Raw genomic sequence first — 26,393 nt, 5'->3', positions numbered from 1 at the left:
CGGCGTCCCTAGCTGGCATCGTAGCCCAGCGGGGGTCTCCGTTTCCGGGTCTCCGGTCCCGCGAACGGGCGGCCGGAGCCGCTGACGTACCCTTGTTCACCTAGCTTGAGCACGAAGTGCTCCATACGACCTAGGAGGTGGACCGTGTCCCACGAGCCGGATCACGGTCGGACCGTCGCGGCCCACGGGTCGCGCATCGATGCCTACGTCGACCGGTACGCCGCACGGGCTACCGGGATGGTCGCCTCCGAGGTCCGAGCTCTTTTCGCCGTCGCGTCGAGGCCCGAGGTGGTCTCGCTGGCCGGCGGCATGCCGTACGTCACCGCCCTCCCCCTGGACGTGGTGGGGGAGCTGGTCTCCGACCTGGTGGCCCGGCGCGGACCGGTCGCGCTCCAGTACGGCTCCGGCCAGGGTGACCCGCACCTGCGCGAGCAGATCTGCGACGTCATGCGCCTGGAGGGGATCGAGGGCAACGCCGACGACGTCGTGGTGACCGTCGGCTCGCAGCAGGCCCTCGACCTGATCACCCGCATCTTCATCGACCCCGGCGACGTCATCCTCGCCGAGGGCCCGTCCTACGTGGGCGCGCTCGGCACCTTCGCCGCCTACCAGGCCAAGGTCGTGCACATCGCGATGGACGACGAGGGCATCATCCCCGAGTCCCTGGCGCAGACCATCTACGCCCTGAAGACCGCGGGCAGCCGGATCAAGTTCCTCTACACGATCCCCACCTTCCAGAACCCCGCGGGCGTGACGCTCGACGCCGGGCGCAGGCAGCAGGTCCTGGAGATCTGCCAGCGCGCCGGCGTGCTGATCGTCGAGGACAACCCGTACGGCCTGCTCGGCTTCGACGGCGAGCCGATGCGGGCCCTGCGCGCCGACAACCCCGAGGGCGTCGTCTATCTCGGGTCGTTCTCCAAGACGCTGGCCCCGGGCTTCCGGGTCGGCTGGGCCCTGGCCCCGCACGCCGTGCGCGACAAGCTGGTGCTGGCGATGGAGTCGGCGGTCCTGTCGCACTCCGTCTTCACCCAGCTCGCCGTCGGCGAGTACCTGGCGACCCAGCCCTGGCGTGAGCAGATCAAGACCTTCCGCGAGCTCTACCGCGAGCGCCGGGACACCATGCTCTCCTCGCTGGAGGCGCTGATGCCCGCCGGCTGCACCTGGACGCGCCCGCGCGGCGGCTTCTTCGTCTGGGCGACCCTCCCCGAGGGGCTGGACTCCAAGGCGCTCCTGCCCCGCGCGGTCGCCGAACGGGTGGCGTTCGTGCCGGGTACGGGATTCTTCTCCGACGGCAGCGGGGCCCGGCACATGCGGCTGTCCTACTGCTATCCCGAGCCCGAGCGCATCCGTGAGGGGGTACGGCGCCTGGCCGGGGTGATCGAGCAAGAGCTCCAGCTGCGCGACACCTTCGGCACCGGCAGCTACCCCGATCACATCGGAGTCGACACCCCCGGCCCCGACCTCGCCTGACCCCGTCCCCGGTCCGGTGTCCAGCCGGGCCGGGGAACCCGGCAGGACCGCGTCGGGTGCCTCCATGTCCGTGAGGGTCCCACCCGGCCGGGCCGCGCACCCGTCCCGGCGAAGCGCGTCCCACCGGGCCGGACCACGTACTCGTCCCGGTGAAGCGCGTCCCTCGTCCGGGGCTCGGTTCCCTCCGCCGCACCGCCGGTCTGTCACAGACCGGCGCCGGTACGGCGGATCGTCTCGCGGCGGCGATCGGCGCCGCCGTACGGCGTGAGCGGAGCGAGGAAGGGGAGGGCGATGCGGGTGGGACCGGTGGGGCGCGGAGCCGGCGGGAGCGCGGGTGCGTGGCCGCTTCCGGCGCAGTGCCGTACGGTGACTTCCGGCATCGTCGACTTCCGGCATCGTCGTTCGGCGATCGTCTCATGATGACCAGACGCGGCTCAGCGGCCCGGTGAGGGCTTCTAGGAGGTATTCGGATGAGTGATCTGGGACATGTGCTCGTCCTGGCGGGCGGGCTGTCCTACGAGCGGGAGGTCTCCCTGCGCTCGGGCCGCCGGGTGGCGGAGGTGCTGCGCGCCGCGGGGGTCTCGGTCGAGACCCGCGACACCGACGCCTCACTCGTGCCCTGGATCCTGGCCGAGTCGCCGAGCGCCGTCTTCGTCACCCTCCACGGCGGGGCGGGGGAGGACGGCGCGATCCGCTCGGTGCTGGACCTGCTGTCCGTCCCCTACGTGGGGGCCGGGTCCGACGCCTGCCGGATCGCCTTCGACAAGCCGACCGCGAAGACGGTGGTCCGTTCCGTCGGCGTGCGCACCCCCGCCTCGGTGACGCTGCCCAAGGAGACCTTCCACGACCTCGGCGCCTCGGCGGTGCTGGCCCGCATCGTCGCCCAGCTCGGCCTGCCCCTGTTCGTCAAGCCGTCCCGCGGCGGTTCGGCCCTGGGCGCCTCGATCGTCCGCACCGCCGAGGAGCTCCCCTCCGCCATGGTGGGCTGCTTCGCCTACGGTGACACCGCTCTGATCGAGCACTACATCGAGGGCGTGGAGGTCGCCGTCTCGGTGATCGACCTGGGTGAGGGGCCCGTGGCGCTTCCCCCGGTCGAGATCGTCCCCGACGACGGCGTCTACGACTACGCGGCCCGCTACACCGCCGGCCGCACCGAGTTCTTCGCCCCGGCACGGCTGTCCCCCGCCGCCTCCGCCGCCTGCGCGGAGATGGCCGTGACCGCCCACACGGCGCTCGGCCTGCGTGACGTCTCCCGCACCGACCTCATCGTCGACGCCGATGGGCTCCCGCACTTCCTGGAGGTCAACGTGGCCCCCGGGATGACCGAGACCTCCCTGCTCCCGATGGCCGCCGAGGCCGCCGGCGAGGATCTGGGCTCCCTGTGCCGCGTCCTCCTGGAGCAGGCCGCCGCCCGCACCACGGCCTGACGCCCCGTCACACCCACGCGCCCACGCCGCGGCCCGGCCACCGTCCGTGCCGCGGCCCCGGCGTCCGGCCGCCTGACCGCCTGCCGGGACCGCTCCCCTACGCTGGGCCTTGTGCTGACCACCACTTTCTTCCCCAAGAGCTTCGCCAGCGACAACCACGCCGGGGTACACCCGGCGATCCTCGCGGCCATCGCCGAGGCCAACGCCGGAGACGCCCCCGCCTATGGCGCGGACCCCTGGACCAAGGCGATGGAGGACGCCTTCCGTGCCGAGTTCGGCGACCAGGCGACGGCGTATGCGATGTTCAACGGCACCGGAGCCAACGTGGTGGGACTGGGCCTGATGCTGCGCCCCTACGACTCCGTCCTGTGCCCGGCCACGGCCCACATCAACACCCACGAGGGCGGGGCGGCCGAACGCGTTCTCGGCGCCAAGCTCGTCCCGTGTCCCACGGACGACGGAAAGATCGCCGTCGACGGCATCCGCGACCACCTCTCCGTCATCGGCAACACCCAGTACGCCCAGCCCCGCGTCGTGTCCATCTCCCAGGTGACCGAGTGCGGCACCGCCTACACCGCGGCGGAGATCGCCGAACTCGCGGAGTTCCTCCACTCTCGCGGACTCTTCCTGCACATGGACGGCGCCCGCCTGGCCAACGCGGCGGCCGAGCTCGGCTGCTCGATGCGTGCCCTCACCACGGACGCCGGCGTGGACGTGCTCAGCTTCGGCGGCACCAAGAACGGCGCCATGGGCGCCGAGGCGCTCGTCATCCTGCGTCCCGAGCTGGATCCCCCGGCGCTGTTCCTGCGCAAGCAGGGCATGCAGCTCGCCTCCAAGATGCGCTTCGTCTCCGTCCAGCTGACCGCGCTCCTCACCGACGGCCTCTGGCGGGAGAACGCCGCCCACGCCAACGCCATGGCCCACCGCCTCGCCGACGGCGTCAGTGATCTGCCCGGCGTCTCTCTGCGCTGGCCCGTCCAGTCCAACGCCGTCTTCCCCGCCCTCCCGGAGAAGGCCATCACCGAACTCCAGCAGCGTTACCTCTTCCACATGTGGGACGCCAACGAGAACGTGGTCCGCTGGGTGACCTCCTTCGACACCACCCCCGAAGAGGTCGACACCTTCGTCTCCGACATCCGCACGGTCGTCAGCGCCCACTCCTGACCGACAACCCTGTCCGCTCCACCATCAGAGGGCCGCTGTTTCACGTGAAACAGCGAGGGGAGGCGGAGGCGAAATCCGAGGTGATGTTTCACGTGAAACAGCGGCTCACCTCCGGCCCTCCGCCGGGTAGGTCCTGAAGCGGGGAGCGGATGCGGGCCGGTACGGCTATCGCCGAGTCATCGAAGCCGGCCGGTCTGATGCAGGTGGTCGAAGATGATCCGGTCGACCGGGGACACGCGGTCGCGGTCGGCATAGCCCAGCCAGACGATCTCCTCGATCTCACTACTGGGCGTCGGCACTCCGTGATGGTCGGCGGTGTAACAGGTCATCTGCACGGTGATGCCCTCGGCGTGGCCGTGCGCCTGGGCCCGGTAGGTGCCTACGTGGACGGCGGTGGCGGGAATGAGGGAGACGGAGAGCTCCTCGTCGATCTCGCGGACGAGGGTGTCCAGATCGGTTTCACCGGGCTCGCGTTTGCCGCCGGGGATGTAGTAGGCGTCCTTGCCTCGCGAGCGGGTGCTGAGAATCTTGCCGTTGTCCAGGTGGATCCAGGCGATCTTGTCGATGAGGGTGTTCACCGGGCGCTCCTGTCGTCGAGGGCGTGGAGGGATGGGTCAGAGGGCCGGCGTGCGATCTGCGTGATCACCGGAGAGGCGCGGCCTTCGGAGGGGCGACCGTTTCCAGGCGTCGCCTCGGGCCGCCGCGACAGCGGAGGGATCCATGGGGACAGGGGCGAGGACGAAGGGAGAGCCGTACGGCCGTCGCTCCGGTGGCGTGGACAGTGGAATGGCCGCTGTGTTTCACGTGAAACACAGCGGCCATTCCGTTCCGTTTGGCGTCCCGAGGGGTCTGCTTGGCGCCTCCGAGAGATCCGCTTGGCGCCTTCGGGAGGACCTACTCCGGACGCAGGGAGTCCGGGGACATCGTCGCGATGATCCGCTCAAGGTCGTCGATGGTGGCGAACTCCACGACGATGCGGCCCTTGCGCCGACCGAAGTCCACCTTCACCCGGGTCTCGAAGTGATCGGACAGCCGATCCGCCAGGCGACGGAGCGACGGGTCCTCCGCGGGCTTCGCCCGGGGCGTGCGAGGCTCGGGGGGCGCCGGAGCGGCGGACACGTCGCCCACCGCCACGATCTCCTCGACCGCGCGTACCGTGAGCAGTTCCGCCACGATCCGATCGGCGAGGCGCTCCTGCGCGGCCGGGTTCTGCAGACCGGCCAGCGCCCGTCCATGCCCCGCGCTGATCGTTCCGGCTGCGACCTTCAGCTGGACCTTCGGCGGAAGAGTGAGGAGGCGCAGGGTGTTCGACACATGCGAACGGGAACGGCCGATCCGGGCGGCGAGCTGCTCGTGGGTCGCGCCGAAGTCGTCCAGGAGCTGCCGGTAGGCGGCCGCTTCTTCGATCCCGTTGAGCTGCTCGCGCTGGAGGTTCTCGATCAGCGCGTCGAGGAGGAGCTTGTCCTCCTTCGTCTCCCGGACGATCGCCGGGATCACGTCGAGCCCGGCGAGCTTGGAGGCGCGCAGCCGGCGCTCCCCCATGATGAGCTCGTAGAGCCCTTCGCCCACCGGCCGCACCACGACCGGCTGGAGGAGACCGACCTCCTTGATCGAGGCCGCCAGCTCGTCGAGTGCGCCCTCGTTGAAGTTCTCTCTCGGCTGCCGGGGGTTCGGGTTGATGTCCCCTACCGGGATCTCCGCAAAGTACGCACCGGCGACCGGTGCCGGCCCGGAGTGGCCGTTGGCCTCCGGGCGTCGCTGCCCGGCCGCCGACTCCGGCGGGGCCGTGATGGTCGCCGTCCCCGCCGCCGGGACCTCGGCCACCGGGGGAGCGGTCGGGATGAGTGCTCCCAGACCCCGGCCCAGTCCTCTCGGCTGCTTGCTCACTGTCCCTCCCCCGGCGTCGCGGTTCCGCTCCCAGTAGTGTGCATGACCTCAGCAGTGCTCATGACGCCCGTACTCATGACGCCCGTACTCATGGCGCCGGTGCTCATGACGCTGCCGGCCGCGGCGTTCTCAGCGTTCACACTGCGGCGCCGCGGTAAGCGATCTCGCGGGCGGCGTCCATGTAGGCCATCGCGCCGCTGGAGCCCGGGTCGTAGGTCATCACCGACTGGCCGTAGCTCGGCGCCTCGGAGACGCGCACACTCCGGGGGATCAGCGTGCTGAGGACCCGGTCGCCGAAGTGGGAGCGGACCTCCTCGGCGACCTGGGAGGCCAGGCGGGTGCGGCCGTCGTACATCGTCAGCAGGATGGTGGACAGGTCCAGCGTGGGGTTCAGGTGCGCCTTCACCAGCTCCACGTTCCGCAGGAGCTGGCCGAGACCTTCCAGGGCGTAGTACTCGCACTGGATGGGGATCAGCAGCTCGTTGGCCGCCATCAGCGCGTTGACGGTGAGCAGGCCGAGCGAGGGCGGGCAGTCGATGAGGATGTAGTCGAGCTCGATGGCGTCGTAGGCGGCCAGCGCCCGCTGGAGCCGGGACTCCCGGGCCACCATGGAGACCAGCTCGATCTCCGCGCCCGCGAGGTCGATGGTGGCCGGGGCGCAGTAGAGGCCCGGCATCTCCGGGACCTCCTTGACCACGTCGATGAGCGGGGCGTCCTCCACCAGGACCTTGTACATGTCCGGCACGTCGCCGCGGTGCTCGATGGACAGCGCCGTGGAGGCGTTGCCCTGCGGGTCGAGGTCGACCACCAGCACGCGCTGGCCGTGCATGGACAGTGCCGCCGCCAGGTTCACCGACGTGGTGGTCTTTCCCACGCCGCCCTTCTGGTTGGCGACGGTGAAGATCCTCGTCTTGGGGGGCCGGGGCCAGTCGCCGTCCCGCGTCCCCGGGGAGCCGCCGGAAGGGACCGTGGTGGTCGGAGCCGTTGTTTCACGTGAAACCACTGAACTGAGTGCCTCTCGTACCAGCGGCGAGTCGCCGGGGTTAAGGGGGGTCTGGGTCACGGTCGTCGTCCTTCCAGCCGGTCCGGCCGGTCCGTCCGGCCTCGTTTCCTCCACCGGCCTCACTGCGCCCGGTCCCGCCACGGCGGGAGGAACCGGGGGCGGCCAGCCCAGACCGGAAGGATGTCCGAGCCGCCGGGGAAGAAGATCCTCGGGCCAGCCGAGACCGCCCGTCATGGCGACGATCGCACTTTCACGGTCATCCACTGGCTCTACTCGCTTTGCTCTGTCCGTCTACTGGCCCCGCGCCTGCTTCGACCGTGGAACACGGTCCTTGCGGCGAGAGACCTGCCGCGCTCTGCCGGGGGCCCGACCGGCGACCACCCTGACGAGAGTTGCAGGCGGCTCGACCTTACCGTGCCCGACCGAGACAAGTTCGGCTGTCCGCACTCCAGCGGCCCGCAATTGCGCCTCCGCCTCGGCCAATTCCTCCGCTGCGCGCTCGCCCTTCATCGCGAGCAGTTCTCCTCCCTCCCGCAGCAGAGGGAGAGCCCACTTCAGCAGACGGTCGAGCGGCGCCACCGCCCGCGCGCAGGCGACGTCGAACTCGCGGCGGCCCGCGAGCTCCTCGGCCCGGCCACGCAGCACCTCCACGTTTTCGAGCTTCAGCGCCTCCACGCACTCCTCCAGGAAGACCGTGCGGCGCAGCAGCGGCTCCAGGAGGGTGACCGAGACGTCGGGCCGGACGATCGCCAGCACGAGACCGGGCAGGCCCGCTCCGGAGCCGATGTCGACCAGCCGGACATCGGCGGGGACCGCCTCGGCGATCACCGCGCAGTTGAGCAGATGACGATCCCAGATGCGGGGCACCTCACGGGGGCCGAGCAGTCCCCGCACCACACCGGGGCCGGCCAGCAGCTGAGCGAACGCCTCCGCCCTGACCCAGGCGTCACCGGAGAAGACCTCGCGCGCGATCTCGGGCGGCTCGGGCAACTGGTCGCTCACTGAACGATCACTCTTTCCTCAACATCCGCGGACCACCCCCTCCGGGGGGCTGAGCCGTCGCCGACAGTCGCTACGCGAGACAACGGTAGCCGACGCCCGGACAGAGCCGGTCTGGCGACGAGGCCGACAGGAACAGGGTGGAGGCGAAGATGGCTGTGGTTTTCCCCGCGGCGGCCTCCCCACAGCGGGTTCCCCGCGACGGTTCCCGCCACGGCTTGCCCCCGGCGGCTCCCCGCCGCGGCTTTCCGATGACGGCCTCCCCACGGCCGGGTCACGGGCCCCGTCGTCCGCCGCACCGGAGACCCCCACCATCCCCGCGCCGCCGTACGGGAACGCAAAAGCCGCCGTCCCTGAAAGGTCGGGGACGGCGGCCGGGTGAGCGCCACGTCGGCACGGGGCGCCGGGCGCCCCGGAGTGACTACGCGGGCAGGACGACCACGAAGCGGCGGGGCTCCTCGCCCTCCGACTCGCTCCGCAGGCCCGCCGCCGCGACGGCGTCGTGCACGATCTTGCGCTCGAAGGGGGTCATCGGCCGCAGGGCCTTGGGCTCACCGGAGCGCTTGACCTCCGAGGCCACCTTCGTGCCGAGCTCCTTGAGCTCGGTGCGGCGCCGGTCGCGGTAGCCGGCGATGTCGAGCATGAGGCGCGACCGCTCCCCGGTCTGGCGGTGGACCGCGAGCCGGGTCAGCTCCTGCAGCGCCTCCAGGACCTCGCCGTTGGCGCCCACCAGGTCACCGCCCTTGACGTCGACGACCGACACGACGGCGCGGTCACCCTCGACGTCCATGTCGATGTCGCCGTCGATGTCGGCGATGTCGAGCAGTCCTTCGAGGTAGTCCGCCGCGATCTCGCCCTCCTGCTCCAGGGCTGCGAGATCGGGAGCCGCTTTGGCCGCGGTCTCCTGCTGGGCCTCGGTCACGTCCAGCCACTCCTTCGTGCTGTCGGGATGGGGTCTTGGGCTCGCCCGGTCAGGGCTTCTTCCCGCCTGTGCGCTTGCTGCGGGGCTGGCGGGTCCGGTGCTGCTGCTGGCGGATGACCTTGGGTCCCGGCGGCTCCGGCGGGCTCTCGGGCTCGGGCGCCGTCTTCCTGACCTTGCTGATCAGTCCCTGCTTGGGCGCGGGCGTCACCATGTTCCCCTTGGCGTCCATCACCGGCATCGGGTGGCGGCTGTAAAACCAGTGCTGCTGACCGAGCGTCCACAGGTTCGTGGTCACCCAGTAGAGGATCAGGCCGAGGGGGAAGTTCAGGGAGAAGATCGCGAACAGCGGCGAGATGTACATCAGGATCTTCTGCTGCTGCGCCATCGGGTTGTCCGGCATCTGCGCCATCGAGCGGGTCACGCTCTGCCGGACGGTGAGGAAGGTGGTCAGCGAGCTGATCGCCACGAAGATCGCGAGCACGATCTTGGTGACCACCGGGTCGGCGCCGAAGGCCTGGATGTCCGTCGAGCTGGTGAAGAACGTCGCGGGGAGCGGGGCGCCGAAGATGTGCGCCGCCCGGGCGTCGTCGACCAGCTGCTGGGTCATGCCGAACTTCGGCTGACCGTTGGCCATCGCCTGCAGCACGGTGAACATCGAGATGAAGATCGGGAACTGCGCCAGGATCGGCAGACAGCCGCCGAGCGGGTTGGCCCCCGCCCCCTGGTACAGCGCCATGACCTCCTGGTTCATGCGCTGCTTGTCGTTCTTGTAGCGCTTGCGCAGCTCCTGCACCTTGGGCGCGAGCTCCTGCATCTTCTTCGACGAGCGCATCTGCTTGAGGAAGAGCGGGAAGATCAGCAGCCGCATCAGCACGGTGAGCGTGATGATGGTCAGCGCCCAGTTGAGCCCGTTGTCCGGCGGGATGAAGGTGCTGTATCCCGCATGGATCCAGGTGATGACTGTGGCGACGGCTGTGTACAGCCAATTGAGCCAGGACAGCTCCACCGAGCTAGCTCCCTTGCGTTTCGTGGGACCGGGTCGGGCGTGGGGGCACCGGGTCGAGACCTCCGGGATGGAATGGGTGGCAACGCCCGATTCTCCGGATCGTCAGCCATGTGCCGCGCAACGCGCCGTGAACGGCGATCGCCTCAAGGCCATAGGCGCTGCACGAAGGATGGAAACGACAACGGGGACCCAGCAGGGGGCTCACAAAGGCCCGGTAGAACCGGATAGGAGCCATCAGGGTCCTGGCGGCCGGGGAGGCCCCGGGGATCTGCTCTTGCGCCGTCATCGTCGTCCGTCCGTGTGAGCCGTGGAAGGCTCTCGCCGCCTCAGTAAACGATCCAGCGCGACGTCGAGTTCGGCGGCAAGGCGCTCGCTTCGCGCGGACGCGGCCGGTGGATTGGCGCGTACAACCAGCAGGCTACCCCGCGGAAGGCGATCGAGACGGTCTCGGAGCAGGTGTCTCAACCGGCGTTTGACGCGGTTGCGGACGACGGAGCCTCCGACGGCACGGCTCACCACGAAGCCCACCAGGGGTGGTTCGTCCACGTCTTGGCGCATGCGAAAGTGCGCGACCAGTGTGGGGCGGCCGGAACGGCCGCCCTTCCTGACCGCGTCGGCGAACTCGTCGCCCCGGCGCATGCGGGACCCGGACGGCAACACGAGAGGACCTTATCGACCCTGGGCAGGTACGGCTTTCGCCCGCCGGGCATGCCGGCGGGCGAAGGAACGCTGCCTGGCCCGGCGGACCGGGCACGGTGGACGGCGCGTCAGGCGGAGAGCTGGGCGCGGCCCTTGCGACGGCGGGCGGCCAGGATCGCGCGACCGGCGCGGGTGCGCATACGCAGCCGGAAGCCGTGGGTCTTCGCGCGACGGCGGTTGTTCGGCTGGAAAGTACGCTTGCTCACGAGTGGGCTCCAGGCTTCAATGCACGTCCCCAGCACATGGGGACGCTCGACAGTGGCTGGCCTGCCGGATGCGGGGCATGCGAAATAGCCGTCGCTGGCAAGCCGACCGTCGTACGTTACGGGGCAGATGCGTCCCAGGTCAAACCGGCATACGCCCGAAGGCGGGCCGCCCGTCGTTCCACAGGCCGCTCATCCACTGTCGCAACTTTGTCCACAGGATGTGCACCCGGCCCACCTCGCACTACCACTAGGCTGTGGACAACGTCTTGAACACCGCTGTGGACACAGACTACTGTCGGCCCTTCCAAACCTTCTCTCTACTGCCAGAACACAGCTTGGCTGTCGGTGCGGGGCTGTGTACAGCGTGTGGATCCGATGTGGATTTCGAGGCCGGCGCCGCCGGAGATCCACGCGGCACCGACGTGTGGACAACGGGAGAATCCGATGCGCTCGGCGGCCATCGGTGTGGATGAGAACGGATCGCGGTGAGCTTGCGGGGGCCGCGGGAGGAGGACGGCCGAGCCATGGACGCAATGGACCTCGGCGCGGTGTGGACACGGGCGCTGGAGAACTCCCTCAATGAGAGCGTCCCGTCCCAGCAGCGCGTCTGGCTCGGTATGACCAGGCCTTTCGGCCTCATGAACGACACCGTGGTGCTCGCCGCCCCCACCGACTTCGCCAGGGACGTGCTGGAGAACAAGCTCCGCCCCCTGATCAACCACGCTCTTTCCCAGGAGTTCGGCCGCCCCATGCGGATCGCGGTCGTGGTCGACCCCTCGGCCGCGGGCCCCGAACAGGGTGGCGCGCCCGGCAGGCCGGAGACATATCCCCAGGCTCCCGCGCAGGGTTATCCCCAGGGTGGGGGATCCCCCCAGGGTTATGCACAGCCCGCGAATCCCCCGTCCCACAACGCTTCCGGCCCTTCGCACCCCTATCCGGTGCCCGGCCCCGCCGGTCCGCCGCCCACCGAATATCCACAGCATCAGCCACAGGCCCAGCAGTTCTCCTACCCCTATCCACAGGTGGAGGAGAACGCGCAGCCGTACCTCTCCGGCGAGCCGCCGGCGGGCCCGCAGCCGGCCGAGCAGAGCGCCGGATACGGCAGGGGCGGTTACATCCCGCAGCCTCCCCCGCCCCGCCCCGAACAGGACGCCTTCGAGCGTCCCGCGCCGAACCCGGCCCCCGCCCCCGTGCAGAACAGGTGGGAGTCGCGGGGCAGCGGCGGCGGCCGTACCCAGGGGGAACCCGGGAAGCTGAACCCGAAGTACACCTTCGAGACCTTCGTCATCGGCTCCAGCAACCGCTTCGCGCACGCCGCGGCGGTCGCGGTGGCCGAGGCGCCGGCCAAGGCCTACAACCCGCTGTTCATCTACGGCGACTCCGGGCTGGGCAAGACCCACCTGCTGCACGCGATCGGCCACTACGCGCAGAGCCTCTACGACGGCGCGCGGGTGAGATACGTCAGCTCGGAGGAGTTCACCAACGACTTCATCAACTCCATCCGCGACCACAAGGCCGACAACTTCCGGGGTCGCTACCGGGCCGTGGACATCCTGCTCGTCGACGACATCCAGTTCCTGGAGGGCAAGGAGCAGACGCAGGAGGAGTTCTTCCACACCTTCAACACCCTGCACAACGCCAACAAGCAGATCGTCATCTCCAGCGACCGGGCGCCCAAGCAGCTGGTCACCCTGGAGGACCGGCTGCGCAACCGGTTCGAGTGGGGCCTGATCACCGACGTCCAGCCGCCCGAGCTGGAGACGCGCATCGCGATCCTGCGCAAGAAGGCGATCCAGGAGGGCCTGGCCGCCCCGCCCGAGGTGCTGGAGTACATCGCCAGCCGCATCTCCACCAACATCCGCGAGCTGGAGGGCGCGCTGATCCGCGTCACCGCCTTCGCCAGCCTCAACCGGCAGTCGGTGGACCTGCAGCTGACCGAGGTCGTGCTCAAGGACCTGATCACCGAGGACGCCGGGTCGGAGATAACGGTCGCCACGATCATGGCCTCGACCGCCGCCTACTTCGGGCTGTCCATCGACGACCTGTGCGGCGGATCGCGCTCGCGGGTCCTGGTCACCGCCCGGCAGATCGCCATGTATCTGTGCCGGGAGCTGACCGACATGTCGCTCCCCAAGATCGGCCAGCAGTTCGGCGGCCGCGACCACACCACGGTCATGCACGCCGACCGGAAGATCCGGTCGCTCATGGCGGAGCGCCGCTCGATCTACAACCAGGTCAACGAACTCACCACCAGGATCAAGCAGCAGTCTCGCAATGGATGAGGTTTTCCCACCGGCGATGCACAGCCTGTGGAAAACCTTGTGGATCAATGATCCGGCCGGCCTGGAAGATCCCCCGAGGTGCCAACCATGATCAACACGGCGTCGGAGAACATGAGCAGGCTTTGGTGGGTGGGGACAACTCTGGGGAGAACCTGGGGAGAACCTGTTGGTAACTCGTGGATAACCTGGGGACGCCCTGTGAACGGAGTTTTCCCCAGGCACAAAACGGACTCCTACCCCGTGGATAACCTGGGGAAACATCGTGGATAACCGTGGATAACCGGTGGACGAAGACCCCCCGATCTGGGGACGGCCTGTGGGTAGTCCGCGGCTGTCCCCAGGCCGCGAGGTTTCCCACAGGCTCCACCCACACCCCCGGTGGATGAAAAAACAGCTTCTGAGCTGCGGAAACACCGGTTGTCCACAGTTTCCACCGCCCCTACTGTGATGACTCCACTTATCTCTCATAAGAAAACTCAAGACCCATAGAAGAGTTCCGGGGGAGCGCACGTGCGGGACAGTGAACACTTGAACCCAAAGCAGCGAGAGCAGCGAGCGAAGAGCGCTCGACACACAGGAGGCAGATCCACGTGATGTTCCGGATCGACCGAGACGTACTCGCCGAGGCGGTCGCATGGACGGCACGCAGCCTTCCGGCGCGCCCCTCCGTGCCGGTGCTGGCCGGCATGCGTCTGGAGGTCACGGAGAGCGGTCAGCTCAAGCTCTCCGGTTTCGACTACGAGGTCTCCGCCGAGGTGACCCTCGAACCGCAGACGGGTGAGGCGGGCGTGGTGCTCGTCTCCGGCCGGCTCCTCGCCGAGATCACCCGGGCGCTTCCCGCACAGCCTGTGGATTTCGTGGTGGAGGGGGCCAAGGCCGTCGTCACCTGTGGCAGCGCCCGGTTCACCCTTCTCACCATGCCTGTGGAGGACTATCCCTCCCTGCCGACGATGCCCCCGGCCGCCGGGCGGGTGGGCAGCGACGTCTTCGCCTCCGCCGTGAGCCAGGTCGCGGTCGCCACCGGCAAGGACGACACCCTGCCGATGCTCACCGGCGTGCGCGTGGAGATCGAGGGCGACACCGTGACCCTCGCCGCCACCGACCGCTACCGCCTGGCCGTACGCGAGCTGAAGTGGCAGCCCGAGCAGTCCGACATCTCGGCGATCGCCATGATCCCCGGCAAGACCCTCGCCGACGCGGCGAAGGCCTTGGGGGCGACCGGCGCCGAGGTGGAGATCGCGATGAGCTCCGTCGGCGGCACCGGCGAAGGCATGATCGGTTTCTCCAGCGCCGGACGCCGCACGACGACGCGGCTGCTCGACCCCGAGTTCCCCAAGTACCGCTCGCTGCTGCCCACCGAGTTCTCCGCCCGGGCCGACCTGCCCGTCGGCAGCTTCGTCGAGGCCGTCAAGCGCGTGGCCCTGGTCGCCGAACGCAACACTCCGATCCGCATGGCCTTCCGCGGCGGCGAGGTCGTCCTGGAGGCCGGCAGCGGCGACGAGGCACAGGCTGTGGAAGTCCTGCCGGTCGACTTCGAGGGCGACGACATCAACATCGCCTTCAACCACCAGTTCCTGCTGGAGGGCCTGGGCGCGATCGACTCCGACGTCGCGCGCCTGCAGATGACCACCTCCACCAAGCCCGCCATCCTCACCGGCGGCAAGCCTGTGGAGGACGGCGGCGTCCCCGACTACCGCTACCTGATCATGCCGATCCGCTTGTCGAGCTGAGGCGTCCCGCCACCCTCCCCGCGCGGGGAACCGTCCTCGCCCGCGTGGGAGGAGGGTGGAAACCGGGAAAGAGCCCGGAATGGTGATGATCAAGGCGTGCCTCAACGGGAGCAGGAGCCCCGGCGAGCACCCGGCGCTCCCCCTGACACCCCTGCAACTGGCTGAGGCGGCCCGTGAGGCCCACGGGGCGGGGGCGGCGGCCGTCCACATCCACCCGCGCGACGAGGCGGGCAGAGAGTCGCTGAGCGCCGTCCACATCGGGGCGGCCGTCGGAGCGGTACGGCGGGCCGTCCCCGGTCTTCCCGTCGGGGTGAGCACAGGCCTGTGGATAACCGGCGGGGATGTGCACACGCGGCGGGAGGCGGTGCGCGGCTGGGACTCGCTCCCCGCGCGGGAGCGGCCGGACTTCGCCTCGGTGAACCTGTCCGAACCCGGTTTCCCCCATCTGTGGAAAGATCTTCAGCGGCTCGGCGTGGGGGTCGAGGCCGGAGTCTGGTCCGTGGCGGACGCCGAGGCGCTCGCCGGGACCGGCCTGGAGTGCGTCCGCGTGCTCGTGGAGATCATCGGCGGTGACGCGCGCACCGCCGTGCCCCGCGCGCACGCCGTACTCGACCGGCTCGACGACCTGGCGGTTCCCGGTCCGAGGCTTCTCCATGGTGAGCACGCCCCGGCGTGGGTACTGGTGGATGAGGCCGGACGGCTGGGACTGTCCACGCGCATAGGTCTGGAGGACGTCCTTCAGGGTCCCGATGGCGAGCCCGTCGACGGGAACGCCCATCTGGTACGGCTGGCGCGGGCCCGTCCGGCACTAGGTGGATGATGGAACCCTGAAGGGGGTGCTCGAATGCAGATCGGCATGATCGGGCTGGGCAAGATGGGCGGCAACATGGCCGAGCGTCTGCGCCGCGGCGGCCACGATGTCGTGGGATACGACCGGGATCCGGCGATCAGCGACGTCGCGAGCCTGCAGGAGCTGGTGGACCGGCTCGAGGCGCCGCGCGCGGTGTGGGTCATGGTCCCGGCGGGGGCGCCGACCCAGGCCACGATCGAGGAACTCGGCAAAGCGCTGTCGTCCGGCGACATCGTCGTCGACGGCGGCAACTCCCACTATGTGGACGACCAGAAGCACGGTCAGGAGCTCGCGGCCACGGGGATCGGCTTCGTCGACTGCGGCGTGAGCGGCGGCGTCTGGGGACTGGAGAACGGCTACGCGCTGATGGTCGGCGGCTCCGAGGCCGACGTCCAGCGGCTGATGCCGATCTTCGAGACCCTCAAGCCCGAGGGCGAGGACGGCTTCGTCCACGCCGGCAAGATCGGCGCCGGCCACTTCGCGAAGATGGTCCACAACGGCATCGAGTACGGCATGATGCAGGCCTTCGCCGAGGGCTGGGAGCTGCTGGAGGCCTCCGACGCCGTGACGGACGTGCCCGGCGCCTTCAAGAGCTGGCGGCGCGGCACGGTGATCCGCTCCTGGCTGCTCGACCTGATGGTCCGCGCCCTCGACGAGGACCCCGACCTGTCGGGGCTGCGCGGTTACGCACAGGACTCCGGCGAGGGCCGCTGGACGGTGCAGGCGGCCGTGGACCACGCGGTCCCGCTGCCCGTCATCACCGCCGCGCTGTACGCCCGCTTCGCCTCCCGCCAGGACGACTCCCCGGCGATGAAGGTCGTGGCGGCCCTGCGCAACCAGTTCGGCGGGCACGCCGTCACCGCCAAGGCCGGAGAGGTCGAGAAGGGCGCCGACTCCCCGGGTGCGGACGTCGTCCCGCCGGTCGAGGCCCAGCGCTAGGTCCCGCGCTAGGTCCCACGACCGCCCGAGGTCCCACGACCGCCCGAGGTCCCACGACCGCCCGTGCGCGCGACCCGCGCTCCGTCCACAGGACGCGGGTCGCGTTCCACAGGCCGTCCCCGCCCTGTCCTGCCGGGTTTTCCACAGGGCGGGGTCTTCTCCACAGGGGGGCGGGCGTCTCCCGCCCCGCGGGAACGGGAAGGTACTACCGTAACGGGGTGCACGTAGCCCACCTCTCGCTCACCGATTTCCGCTCCTACGACACCGTCGACCTCGGCATGGAGCCGGGCGTCACCGCCTTCGTGGGACCGAACGGCCAGGGCAAGACCAACCTGGTCGAGGCGATGGGCTACGTGGCGACCCAGTCGAGCCACCGGGTCGCCACCGACGCCCCCCTGGTACGGCAGGGCGCGGCGCGGGCCATCGTGCGCTCGGTGGTCGTGCGCGAGGACCGGCGGGCGCTGGTGGAGCTGGAGATCAACCCCGGCCGGGCCAACCGCGCCAGGCTGAACCGCTCGCCGATGTCCCGGCCGCGCGACGTCATCGGGCTGCTGCGCACGGTCCTGTTCGCCCCCGAGGACCTGGCCCTGGTCAAGGGCGACCCCTCCGAACGGCGCCGCCTCCTCGACGACCTGCTTGTGGCCAGGGCGCCCCGGTTCGCCGGGGTGCGGGCCGACTACGACCGCGTGCTCAAGCAGCGCGGCGCCCTGCTGCGCACGGCGGCCCAGTCCCGCCGCGGCGGCCGGGGCGGGCGGCGGGCCGAGAGCGAGACGGCGTTCGCCGCCGCGGGGGCCGGAGACGTGCTGAGCACGCTGGAGGTCTGGGACGCCCACCTGGCCAAGCAGGGGGCCGAGCTCCTCGCGGCGCGGCTGGAGCTGGTCGAGGCGCTGCGCCCGCTGGTCGCCGCCTCCTACGCGGCCCTCGCGCCCGGGTCCGCCCCCGCCGGGCTGGAATACCGCGGCACGTTGTCCACAGGCGGGGACGACCCGTCCGACCGGAACGCGATCGAGCAGGCGATGCGCGCCGCGCTGCTGGAGGCCCGCGGCGCCGAGCTGGAGCGCGGCGTCACCCTCGTGGGCCCGCACCGCGACGACCTGTTCCTCGGGCTGGGCGAGCTGCCCGCGCGCGGCTACGCCAGCCACGGCGAGTCGTGGTCCTTCGCCCTGGCACTGCGGCTGGCCGCCTACGATCTGCTCAGGGCGGACGGCGGCGATCCGGTGCTGATCCTCGACGACGTCTTCGCCGAGCTGGACACCCAGCGCCGCCGCCGCCTGGCCGAGTTCGTCGCCTCGGCCGAGCAGGTGCTGATCACCGCGGCGGTCCCCGACGACGTGCCGGCGGAGCTGGCGGGGGCCCGGTTCGACGTGACCGAGGGGAGCGTGACCCGTGTCCGATGAGACCACTCCCGCGTCCGGATCCGGTGAGGCGGGGCCCGAGGCGGGATCCGCCAAGAGCACGGCGGCCAAGGGCGCGGCCCTGGCCAGGGAGAAGCTGGCCCAGGCCAAGTCCGACGCGGCCCGGCGGGGTCAGCTCCCCCGCCGCGAGCCCCGGCGCAAGGCGAGCGGGCCGGCCAGGGCCGCGGGCGATCCCCAGCTGCTCGGCCGGGCCATCGCCGACCTGCTCGCCGACCGCAAGTGGGAGGAGCCGGTGGCGGTGGGCGGGGTGTTCGGCCGCTGGCACGAGATCGTCGGCACCGACATGGCCGCGCACACCAAGCCGCAGAGCTTCACCGACGGCGAGGTCCTGGTGCTCGCCGACTCCACGGCCTGGGCCACCCAGGTGCGGCTGCTGGCCGGGACGCTCGTGCGGCGGCTGAACGAGGAGCTCGGCGACGGGACCGTCAAGCGGGTGAACGTCCAGGGACCGCAGGCCGGACCCCGCCCGAGCGGGGGTCTTCGGGTGACCGGAAGCCAGGGCCCGCGCGACACATACGGCTGAGTTCACGCAAGGGCCGAAGGCGCCAAAACGAATCAGCGGCCTTTCTGGCGCGGTGACTTCCCTCCCCGTAGGGGGATGCTGGAAACGATGATCGACGCGCGAGAGGGGCTTTCAGGGCCCTTCAATGCCACATCATGCTCTTCAAGCCGCTAGAATGGACACGGATTCCGGACACGTCCGTTTGCGTGTCACCCCGGCGTGTGAGCCGACTCCCCTGGGTGGACGCATCGGGGCATTCACGACGGTGACGGACGGCGGGGCTGAGCGTTCTCCCGCCGCGTGTCCTCGGCAGGAGGATTTCACAGTTGTCCTACGACGCTAGCTCAATCACCGTTCTCGAGGGGCTTGAGGCGGTCCGTAAGCGCCCCGGCATGTACATCGGATCGACCGGGGAACGCGGCCTCCACCACCTCGTCTACGAGATCGTCGACAACGCGGTGGACGAGGCCCTCGCCGGGTTCGCCGACCGCATCGACGTCACACTGCTCGCCGACAACGGCGTGCGGGTCGTCGACAACGGCCGCGGCATCCCCACCGGCATCCACCCGGTCGAGAAGCGCTCCGCCGTCGAGGTCGTGCTGACCACGCTGCACGCGGGCGGCAAGTTCGACAGCCAGTCCTACGCCGTCTCCGGCGGCCTGCACGGCGTCGGCTCGGCCGTCGTCAACGCGCTGTCGGTCGCCATGGACGTGGAGGTCAAGCAGCACGGCCACTACTGGCGCCAGCGCTATGAGATGTCCAAGCCGACGGCCCCGCTGGCCAAGGGCGAGGAGACCGAGGAGACCGGCACCGCGATCACGTTCTGGCCGGACCCGGGGATCTTCGAGACCACGGCGTGGAACTACGAGACGCTCTCCCGCCGCTTCCAGGAGATGGCCTTCCTCAACAAGGGCCTGACGATCACGCTGTGCGACGAGCGTCCCGACCACGTCAACGGCGAGCCCGTGCGGGTCGAATACCACTACGAGGGCGGCCTGTCCGACTTCGTGCAGCACCTCAACGGCAAGAAGGAGCCGGCGCACGCGTCGATCATCTCCTTCGAGGAAGAGGGCGACGGGCTCTCGGTCGAGATCGCGATGCAGTGGAACAACTCCTACTCGGAGTCCGTCTACAGCTTCGCCAACGTCATCAACACCGCCGAGGGCGGCACCCACGAGGAGGGCTTCCGCGCGGCGCTGACGTCGATCGTCAACCGCTACGCGCGCGAGCAGAAGTTCCTCAAGGAGGGCAAGGACGACAACCTCTCCGGTGAGGACGTGCGCGAGGGTCTCACCGCGATCATCTCGGTGAAGCTGTCCGACCCGCAGTTCGAGGGCCAGACCAAGACCAAGCTGGGCAACACCGAGGCCAAGTCGTTCGTCCAGAAGGCCTGCAACGACCACCTGCGCGCCTGGTTCGAGCGCAATCCCGGCGAGGCCAAGGACGTCATCAACAAGTCCCTGCAGGCCGCCCGCGCCCGCCTCGCGGCCCGCCAGGCCCGTGACCTGACCCGGCGCAAGTCGCTGCTGGAGTCCGGCTCCGGCCTGCCCGGCAAGCTGGCCGACTGCCAGTGGAGCGACCCGGAGAAGTGCGAGCTGTTCATCGTCGAGGGCGACTCGGCCGGCGGCTCGGCCAAGGGCGGTCGCGACTCGCGGTTCCAGGCGATCCTCCCCATCCGCGGCAAGATCCTGAACGTGGAGAAGGCCCGGATCGACAAGGTCCTGAAGAACACCGAGGTCCAGGCCCTGATCACGGCCATGGGCACCGGCGTCCACGACGAGTTCGACATCTCCAAGCTCCGCTACCACAAGCTGATCCTGATGGCCGACGCCGACGTCGACGGCCAGCACATCAACACCCTGCTGCTCACGCTGCTGTTCCGCTTCATGCGGCCGCTGATCGAGGCCGGGCACGTCTACCTCTCCCAGCCCCCGCTCTACAAGATCAAGTGGGACCGCCGGGGCGAGGACGCCTCCTACGCCTACTCCGACCCCGAGCGCGACGCGATCATCGAGGAGGGCATGGCCCGCGGCAAGCGCGACCCGCGCCTGCACGACGGCATCCAGCGGTTCAAGGGTCTCGGCGAGATGAACGCCTCCCAGCTCTGGGAGACCACCATGAACCCCGAGACGCGGCTCCTGCGCCTGGTCACCCTCGACGACGCCGCCCAGGCCGACGACCTGTTCAGCGTTCTCATGGGTGAGGACGTCGAGGCCCGCCGCTCCTTCATCATCAGGAACGCGCGCGACGTGCGTTTCCTCGATGTGTAGCGCCGGCGGCAGCCGTACAGCGTCCCGTCCCACTCTGAAAAGGATCCACATCCCGTGACGGAAGTGAGCAACATTCCGCCGGCAGAGCGCATCGAGCCGGTCGACATCCAGTCGGAGATGCAGCGCAGCTACATGGACTACGCGATGTCCGTCATCGTGTCCCGCGCGCTGCCCGACGTCCGCGACGGGCTCAAGCCGGTGCACCGCCGCGTGCTCTACGCGATGTACGACGGCGGCTACCGTCCCGACCGCGGCTACTTCAAGTGCTCCCGCGTCGTCGGCGACGTCATGGGTTCCTACCACCCGCACGGCGACTCCTCGATCTACGGCACCGTCGTACGGCTGGCGCAGCCCTGGGCGCTGCGCTACACCCTGGTCGACGGCCAGGGCAACTTCGGATCGCCCGGCAACGACATGCCGGCCGCCATGCGATACACCGAGTGCAAGCTCGCGCCGATCGCCATGGAGATGATCCGTGACATCGACAAGGACACCGTCGACTTCCAGCCGAACTACGACGGGCGTTCCCAGGAGCCGCTGGTCCTGCCCTCGCGGTTCCCGAACCTGCTGGTCAACGGGTCGGCCGGCATCGCGGTCGGCATGGCGACCAACATCCCGCCGCACAACCTGCGGGAGGTGGCCGACGGCGTCAAGTGGGCCCTGCAGAACCCCGAGGCCGCCGACGACGAGCTCCTCGAAGCGCTGATCGAGCGGATCAAGGGCCCCGACTTCCCCACCGGCGCGCTCATCGTCGGCCGCCGCGGCATCGACGACGCCTACCGGACCGGGCGCGGCTCGATCACCATGCGGGCGATCGTCGAGGTCGAGGAGGACGCCAAGGGCCGTCAGTGCCTGGTCGTCACCGAGCTGCCGTACATGGTCAACCCGGACAACCTCGCGCTGTCGATCGCCGAGTCGGTCAAGGACGGCCGGATCAGCGGCATCGCCGACGTCCGCGACGAGAGCTCCTCCCGGGTCGGCCAGCGCCTGGTGATCGTGCTCAAGCGCGACGCGGTCGCCAAGGTCGTGCTGAACAACCTCTACAAGCACACCCAGATCCAGACCACCTTCGGCGCGAACATGCTGGCCCTGGTGGACGGCGTGCCGCGGACCCTCCGGCTCGACCAGTTCGTCCGCCACTACATCGCCCACCAGATCGAGGTCGTGGTCCGCCGGACCCGCTATCTGCTGCGCAAGGCCGAGGAGCGGGCCCACATCCTGCGCGCCCTGCTCAAGGCGCTGGAGCGGATGGACGAGGTCATCGCCCTGATCCGGCGCTCGCCGTCGGCGGCCGAGGCGCAGGGCGGCCTGATGACGCTGCTGGAGATCGACCAGATCCAGGCGCAGGCCATCCTCGACATGCAGCTGCGCAAGCTGGCCGCCCTGGAGCGCCAGCAGATCACCGACGAGCACGACTCGCTGATGGCCCAGATCAACGACTACCAGGCCATCCTCGCCTCCCCCGAGCGTCAGCGCACGATCGTCTTCGACGAGCTCTCGGAGATCACGGCGAAGTACGGCGACGAGCGCAAGACGGAGATCATCGCCTACGAGGCCGACATGTCCATCGAGGACCTGCTGGCCGAGGAGGACATGGTCGTCACGATCACCCGCGGCGGTTACGCCAAGCGCACCAACACCGACCTCTACCGGGCGCAGAAGCGCGGCGGCAAGGGCGTGCGCGGGGCGCAGCTGCGCCAGGACGACATCGTCGACCACTTCTTCGTCACCACGACCCACCACTGGCTGCTGTTCTTCACCAACAGGGGCCGCGTCTACCGGGTCAAGGCCTACGAGTTGCCCGACGCCGGCCGCGACGCCCGCGGCCAGCACCTGGCCAACCTGCTGGCCATGCAGCCGGACGAGGTCGTCATGGAGGTCCTTGCCATGCGCGACTACGACGTCGCGCCCTACCTCGTGCTGGCCACCCGCAGCGGCATGGTGAAGAAAACCCGCCTGGCCGAATACGACTCGCCGCGTTCCGGTGGCCTCATCGCCATCAACCTGCGCGACGATGACGAGGTGATCGCAGCACGGCTGGTGTCGGAGGAGGACGACCTCCTGCTGATCTCCCGCGACGCCCAGGCCATCCGCTTCACCGCCTCCGACGACGCGCTGCGGCCGATGGGGCGGGCGACCAGCGGTGTGATCGGCATGCGCTTCCTGGAGGGCGACGAACTCCTGGCGATGAACCGCATCGCCGACGGTGACGACGTGCTGGTCGCCACCGAGGGCGGCTATGCCAAGCGCACCCCCGCCGATCAATATCCTGTGCAGGGAAGAGGCGGCAAGGGTGTGTTGACGGCGAAAATCGTCAGCGCGCGGGGCAAACTGGTCGGTGCGGTCATGGTCCGGCCGGAGGACGAGGTCTTCGCGATCACGTCGGCCGGTGGGGTCATCCGTACCAGCGCCGGTGAGATCAAGCAGTCGGGCCGCCAGACCATGGGAGTCCGGCTGATGAATCTCTCCGATGGAGACAGCGTTGTGGCTCTCGCCCGCAACGCCGAGGCGTTGGAGACCGAGGAAAACGGGGAAGGGGAGTAACCCGTGAGCGCCCAGGCCGGATCTGGCCCACGGACGGCCTCCCCATCGACACGCGAGCAGGTGACGGAGAAGATGGACAAGACCACTGAAGCGGATGTCGTCGAGGTGGTCGAGTCACCGGCCGACGGTAACGTGCCCGCGCCGGAGACCGACGACTCGGCGACCGACGATTTCAAAGGCAGGTCCAAGGTGACGACGACCGAGGACGACAAGCCGAGCGACTCCACGATGCGGATCCGTCCGGCGGCCGCCGAGGCCGGCAAGTCATGGGCGCCCGGGAAGACGGCCTCCCCGCCTCCGCCTCCGCCCCTGTCCCCCGCCCCGGGGCAGCAGCACGACGGGAGGGGGCCCGGCGGCGTGCCGACGCCCCCGCTGGGGCAGGCCGGGCGGGGCCCGGCCGCCGGCGTCTCGACGCCTCCGCTGGAGATGACCGACCGCAAGCCCTCCGCCACCGAAGCGCCCCGGGCACCGCGCAAGGCCCACCTGGTCCTGCGCCGGATCGAGCCGTGGTCCGCCATGAAGTTCAGCTTCGTGGTGTCCCTGGTCTGCTTCGTGGTGCTGTTCATCGCGGTCGCCGTGCTGTACATGGTCCTCAACGGCCTGGGCGTCTTCGACTCGATCATCCAGCTGGTGAACCAGCTCACCCAGGGCGAGGGCAGTTCCTCCGCCAGCACCTTCAACATCGCCGCCTGGTTCGAGCCGGTGCGCATCCTCGGTTACACGGCCCTGATCGGCGCCGTGAACGTGGTGCTCATCACCGCTCTGTCCACCCTCGGCGCGGTCATCTACAACGTCGCCTCCGACCTGGTCGGCGGCATCGAGGTGACCTTCAGCGAGGCCGAGTAACGACCTGACCGCCACGTCCCCCGTCCGTGGGGACGTGGCGCGAACAGGTCCCGGAACACGGTAAGCTTTTCCCTGTCCGCGCGAACGGATTCGCCTCCACCTCCAGGATGCGATACGGTTTCCGCACGATAAGGGGCTATAGCTCAGTCGGTTAGAGCGCTTCCCTGATAAGGAAGAGGTCCCAGGTTCAAGTCCTGGTAGCCCCACCCAGCTCAAAGGCCCGTTCCGATCTTCCGGACGGGCCTTTGACGGCAGTGGAGACGGCAACGCCCCTGCCTCACTCCCCGAAGAGCTTCCCCGAGATCCTTTCGATCGCCTCTCGGTGGGCGTCCTGATCGCCGTGCGTGTAGATCTCCATCGTGACCGAGATGCGCGCGTGCCCCAAGATCTCCTTGGCGTCTCGCGGAGAGACCTTCAGGTCCTTGAGCATCGTGCCCGTGGTGTGCCGGAGATCGTGAAGCCTGATCCGCCGTAGCCCGTTGTCCTTGATCACCCGATCGAAGGCACGGCCCAGATTGGTCGGCTCGATCGGACCTCCGGTGCGCGAGGCGAAGACGAGTCCCCAGTCTTGCCATGTCTTGCCCGCCTTACGCTTGGCGTCCGCCTGGAGCCCGGCATGCTCGATGATCGCGTCTCGGACGAAGGGGATCAGAGGCAGGGTGCGCTTGCCCGCTTCGGTCTTGACCGGCACCCGGACGAGCTTGCCCTTGATCCGCTGGATCTGCCAGGCGATCCGGATCGTATTGGCGTCGAGATCCACATTCTCCCAGCCGATGCCGAGCACCTCACCACGCCGAAGACCGTAGATCAGGAGCATGGTCAACGGCAGGTAGTACGGCAGAGGCTTGGCCGCCTTGAGGAACTGCCGAGCCTCATCCACAGTCCAGGGCCGGACGGTTGAGGGCTGAGGCGAGGGGAGGACGACCAGTCGCGCGGGGTTGATGGAGATCAGTTCCTCGCGCATCGCCCGCGTAAGCGCAGCACTGAGCGTGACCTTCATCGCATAGACCGTACCGACCGAGCGGCCGGCATTGAGTTGCTGGTTCAGGAAGGTCTGAATCCTGGCGACGCGCAGCCGGTCGAGAGGCTGCTTGCCGAGACCCGGCTTGAGGTAGAGCCGGACCATGGTTTCGTACTTGGCGTACGTAGTGGCCCGCAGCCGCAGAGACGCGACGTGTTCGAGCCAGTAATCCAGGTACTCCCCCAGCTTCCAGGGACGATCGGAGACCGGAACGCCACGGCGGGACCGGTCGAGCACTTCCACCAGCTTGCCGTGAACCTCCTCCCTGGTCTTGCCGTACTTCCGCACCCGCTTGTACGTGCCATCCGAGGCCAGCACGAAGGCAGCGCCCTCCCAGCGGCCATCTTTCCGCTGGTAGATCGTGCCCTCTCCGTTCGCCCGCCTGTTCTTCTTGGTCATCACGCCGCCTCCTCTCTGAGCTGGGATACGAAGGCATCGACGGCCACCAGGGGGACGCGCCGACTGCGCCCGACCTTGACCGACTCCAGTTCGCCGGACCTGATCAGGTTGTAGATCTGCCACCGGCTGAGCCCGAGGACCGCCATCACTTCGGGCACCTTGAGCAGCCGCTGTTCCAAGGGAGCCACGTTCATGCGGCCGCCCCCTCTCCAGTTGCCGAGAGATCTCCGGCGTTCTGCCTGGCCTGTGCTTCGGCCAGCAGCTCGCGTTGCCGTTGCCGCTCGGCGATTGCCGAAAGCAGCCGTTGCCCCAGCGGCGGCAGGTCCGGATCACCGGGCGGCACCTTGCGCCAGACGTAGCGGTTCGGGTCGGTGTCCTCGGTTGCCGAAAGCCCGAGCATCTCCAGCACCCAGGCACGACGGTCGGCCCGGTGATCGGTCAGCGTCTTGGTGGACCACTTGCGCGAGACCAGCACGCGACGGCCCCGGATACCCAGGTGTTCGGCCTTGTGCGCCTTACCCGCGCAGCGGCCCGGAGCCTGACCCGGCCGCGCGTTCTTGGGCTGCACGCCGTAGCGCAACCAGTTCGGACAGAACTCCGAGCACGGCTCGTAGTGCAGCGCCGCGACCATCCGGTCGGCGTGATCCTTTTGCGGCTGGCTCTCCGGTGCGCAGGTCTCGGTGATGGACTTGGTCAGGTACTTGGTCAGGTAGTGCTTGACCAGGTGGTCCGCCCGGTCGGTACCGCCGAGCACGCCGATCGGCTTGACCTGCTCGCCGAAGCGCAGCACATGCAGCGGCTCGTCATCCTCG

At 69.4% G+C, this 26,393-nt stretch carries 25 protein-coding genes and 1 tRNA gene; 13 read left to right on the top strand and 13 right to left on the bottom strand.

What is annotated here, in order from left to right; all coding sequences use genetic code 11:
- Positions 1-237 precede the first annotated feature (237 nt).
- The gene (locus tag Pta02_RS00130) at positions 238-1,470 is read left to right on the top strand and encodes an aminotransferase-like domain-containing protein (protein ID WP_239129261.1); all 1,233 of its coding nucleotides are present in this window, start codon (positions 238-240) and stop codon (positions 1,468-1,470) included.
- Positions 1,471-1,673: 203 nt separating this feature from the next.
- On the opposite strand, the gene Pta02_RS00125 is transcribed toward Pta02_RS00130, so the two are convergent.
- Entirely contained in the window at positions 1,674-1,850 is a 177-nt protein-coding gene (locus tag Pta02_RS00125) for a hypothetical protein (RefSeq protein ID WP_203872529.1), read from the bottom strand.
- Between the two features lie 90 nt (positions 1,851-1,940).
- Between Pta02_RS00125 and Pta02_RS00120 the strand changes: the two genes are divergently transcribed.
- Complete coding sequence (locus tag Pta02_RS00120; RefSeq protein ID WP_203872528.1) at positions 1,941-2,897, top strand: D-alanine--D-alanine ligase family protein; 957 nt, start codon at positions 1,941-1,943, stop codon at positions 2,895-2,897.
- Positions 2,898-3,008: 111 nt separating this feature from the next.
- Positions 3,009-4,061: a threonine aldolase family protein gene (locus Pta02_RS00115; RefSeq protein WP_203872527.1), complete on the top strand. Its 1,053-nt coding sequence runs from the start codon at positions 3,009-3,011 to the stop codon at positions 4,059-4,061.
- Positions 4,062-4,237: 176 nt separating this feature from the next.
- Here Pta02_RS00115 and Pta02_RS00110 read toward each other — a convergent pair whose 3' ends face one another.
- The 9 genes from Pta02_RS00110 to rpmH form a co-directional block, all read right to left on the bottom strand.
- Entirely contained in the window at positions 4,238-4,639 is a 402-nt protein-coding gene (locus Pta02_RS00110) for an NUDIX hydrolase (protein WP_203872526.1), read from the bottom strand.
- Between the two features lie 316 nt (positions 4,640-4,955).
- Positions 4,956-5,948, bottom strand: a complete 993-nt coding sequence (locus tag Pta02_RS00105) for a ParB/RepB/Spo0J family partition protein (RefSeq protein ID WP_203872525.1) — start codon at positions 5,946-5,948, stop codon at positions 4,956-4,958.
- A gap of 136 nt (positions 5,949-6,084) precedes the next feature.
- Positions 6,085-6,852 (bottom strand): ParA family protein, encoded by a 768-nt coding sequence (locus tag Pta02_RS00100; protein ID WP_203872814.1) that lies wholly within the window; start codon positions 6,850-6,852, stop codon positions 6,085-6,087.
- Between the two features lie 390 nt (positions 6,853-7,242).
- On the bottom strand, positions 7,243-7,953 hold the full coding sequence (gene rsmG, locus Pta02_RS00095; RefSeq protein ID WP_203872524.1) for a 16S rRNA (guanine(527)-N(7))-methyltransferase RsmG: 711 nt from the start codon (positions 7,951-7,953) through the stop codon (positions 7,243-7,245).
- A gap of 418 nt (positions 7,954-8,371) precedes the next feature.
- Positions 8,372-8,872 (bottom strand): Jag family protein, encoded by a 501-nt coding sequence (locus Pta02_RS00090; RefSeq protein WP_373872322.1) that lies wholly within the window; start codon positions 8,870-8,872, stop codon positions 8,372-8,374.
- A gap of 49 nt (positions 8,873-8,921) precedes the next feature.
- Positions 8,922-9,878 (bottom strand): membrane protein insertase YidC, encoded by a 957-nt coding sequence (yidC, locus tag Pta02_RS00085; RefSeq protein WP_203872523.1) that lies wholly within the window; start codon positions 9,876-9,878, stop codon positions 8,922-8,924.
- A 4-nt stretch (positions 9,879-9,882) separates the two neighbouring features.
- Positions 9,883-10,164, bottom strand: coding sequence for a membrane protein insertion efficiency factor YidD (gene yidD, locus Pta02_RS00080; protein ID WP_203872522.1), 282 nt, complete (start codon positions 10,162-10,164; stop codon positions 9,883-9,885).
- The gene (rnpA, locus tag Pta02_RS00075) at positions 10,161-10,538 is read right to left on the bottom strand and encodes a ribonuclease P protein component (protein ID WP_203872521.1); all 378 of its coding nucleotides are present in this window, start codon (positions 10,536-10,538) and stop codon (positions 10,161-10,163) included. Before rnpA ends, yidD begins: the two co-directional genes overlap by 4 nt.
- Before the next feature lie 107 nt (positions 10,539-10,645).
- The gene (rpmH, locus tag Pta02_RS00070; protein WP_184948766.1) at positions 10,646-10,783 is read right to left on the bottom strand and encodes a 50S ribosomal protein L34; all 138 of its coding nucleotides are present in this window, start codon (positions 10,781-10,783) and stop codon (positions 10,646-10,648) included.
- A gap of 524 nt (positions 10,784-11,307) precedes the next feature.
- Between rpmH and dnaA the strand changes: the two genes are divergently transcribed.
- The 10 genes from dnaA to Pta02_RS00020 all read left to right on the top strand — a co-directional run bounded on the left by dnaA (position 11,308) and on the right by Pta02_RS00020 (position 24,367).
- Positions 11,308-13,065 (top strand): chromosomal replication initiator protein DnaA, encoded by a 1,758-nt coding sequence (gene dnaA / locus Pta02_RS00065; RefSeq protein WP_203872520.1) that lies wholly within the window; start codon positions 11,308-11,310, stop codon positions 13,063-13,065.
- Between the two features lie 590 nt (positions 13,066-13,655).
- The gene (gene dnaN, locus Pta02_RS00060; RefSeq protein WP_203872519.1) at positions 13,656-14,795 is read left to right on the top strand and encodes a DNA polymerase III subunit beta; all 1,140 of its coding nucleotides are present in this window, start codon (positions 13,656-13,658) and stop codon (positions 14,793-14,795) included.
- A gap of 79 nt (positions 14,796-14,874) precedes the next feature.
- The gene (locus Pta02_RS00055) at positions 14,875-15,615 is read left to right on the top strand and encodes a 3-keto-5-aminohexanoate cleavage protein (RefSeq protein ID WP_203872518.1); all 741 of its coding nucleotides are present in this window, start codon (positions 14,875-14,877) and stop codon (positions 15,613-15,615) included.
- A gap of 24 nt (positions 15,616-15,639) precedes the next feature.
- Positions 15,640-16,584 (top strand): phosphogluconate dehydrogenase (NAD(+)-dependent, decarboxylating), encoded by a 945-nt coding sequence (gene gnd, locus Pta02_RS00050; RefSeq protein WP_203872517.1) that lies wholly within the window; start codon positions 15,640-15,642, stop codon positions 16,582-16,584.
- A 218-nt stretch (positions 16,585-16,802) separates the two neighbouring features.
- The gene (gene recF / locus Pta02_RS00045) at positions 16,803-17,981 is read left to right on the top strand and encodes a DNA replication/repair protein RecF (RefSeq protein ID WP_203872516.1); all 1,179 of its coding nucleotides are present in this window, start codon (positions 16,803-16,805) and stop codon (positions 17,979-17,981) included.
- Complete coding sequence (locus Pta02_RS00040) at positions 17,971-18,522, top strand: DciA family protein (RefSeq protein ID WP_239129149.1); 552 nt, start codon at positions 17,971-17,973, stop codon at positions 18,520-18,522. The genes recF and Pta02_RS00040 overlap by 11 nt, the downstream gene beginning before the upstream one ends.
- A gap of 305 nt (positions 18,523-18,827) precedes the next feature.
- A complete protein-coding gene (gyrB, locus tag Pta02_RS00035) occupies positions 18,828-20,771 on the top strand; it encodes a DNA topoisomerase (ATP-hydrolyzing) subunit B (protein ID WP_203872515.1) in 1,944 nt (647 codons plus the stop codon).
- A gap of 54 nt (positions 20,772-20,825) precedes the next feature.
- On the top strand, positions 20,826-23,315 hold the full coding sequence (gyrA, locus tag Pta02_RS00030) for a DNA gyrase subunit A (protein ID WP_203872514.1): 2,490 nt from the start codon (positions 20,826-20,828) through the stop codon (positions 23,313-23,315).
- Positions 23,316-23,387: 72 nt separating this feature from the next.
- Positions 23,388-24,161, top strand: a complete 774-nt coding sequence (locus tag Pta02_RS40905; protein WP_239129135.1) for a DUF3566 domain-containing protein — start codon at positions 23,388-23,390, stop codon at positions 24,159-24,161.
- 132 nt (positions 24,162-24,293) lie between these two features.
- Positions 24,294-24,367 (top strand) — tRNA-Ile (locus Pta02_RS00020).
- A gap of 71 nt (positions 24,368-24,438) precedes the next feature.
- Here the strand turns inward: Pta02_RS00020 and Pta02_RS00015 are convergent.
- The 3 genes from Pta02_RS00015 to Pta02_RS00005 all read right to left on the bottom strand — a co-directional run.
- Complete coding sequence (locus Pta02_RS00015) at positions 24,439-25,581, bottom strand: tyrosine-type recombinase/integrase (protein ID WP_239129252.1); 1,143 nt, start codon at positions 25,579-25,581, stop codon at positions 24,439-24,441.
- Positions 25,581-25,775, bottom strand: coding sequence for a helix-turn-helix domain-containing protein (locus Pta02_RS00010; RefSeq protein ID WP_239129133.1), 195 nt, complete (start codon positions 25,773-25,775; stop codon positions 25,581-25,583). Before Pta02_RS00010 ends, Pta02_RS00015 begins: the two co-directional genes overlap by 1 nt.
- Positions 25,772-26,393: replication initiator (locus Pta02_RS00005; protein ID WP_373872321.1), on the bottom strand; the 622-nt coding region annotated here is incomplete at its 5' end. The genes Pta02_RS00005 and Pta02_RS00010, both read right to left, overlap by 4 nt.

Source organism: Paraplanobispora takensis (genome assembly GCF_016863195.1).
In the GTDB taxonomy this organism is placed as follows: domain Bacteria; phylum Actinomycetota; class Actinomycetes; order Streptosporangiales; family Streptosporangiaceae; genus Planobispora; species Planobispora takensis.
The sequence above is the reverse complement of the archived record's forward strand: the minus strand, read 5'-3'. Positions and strand labels throughout refer to the sequence as shown.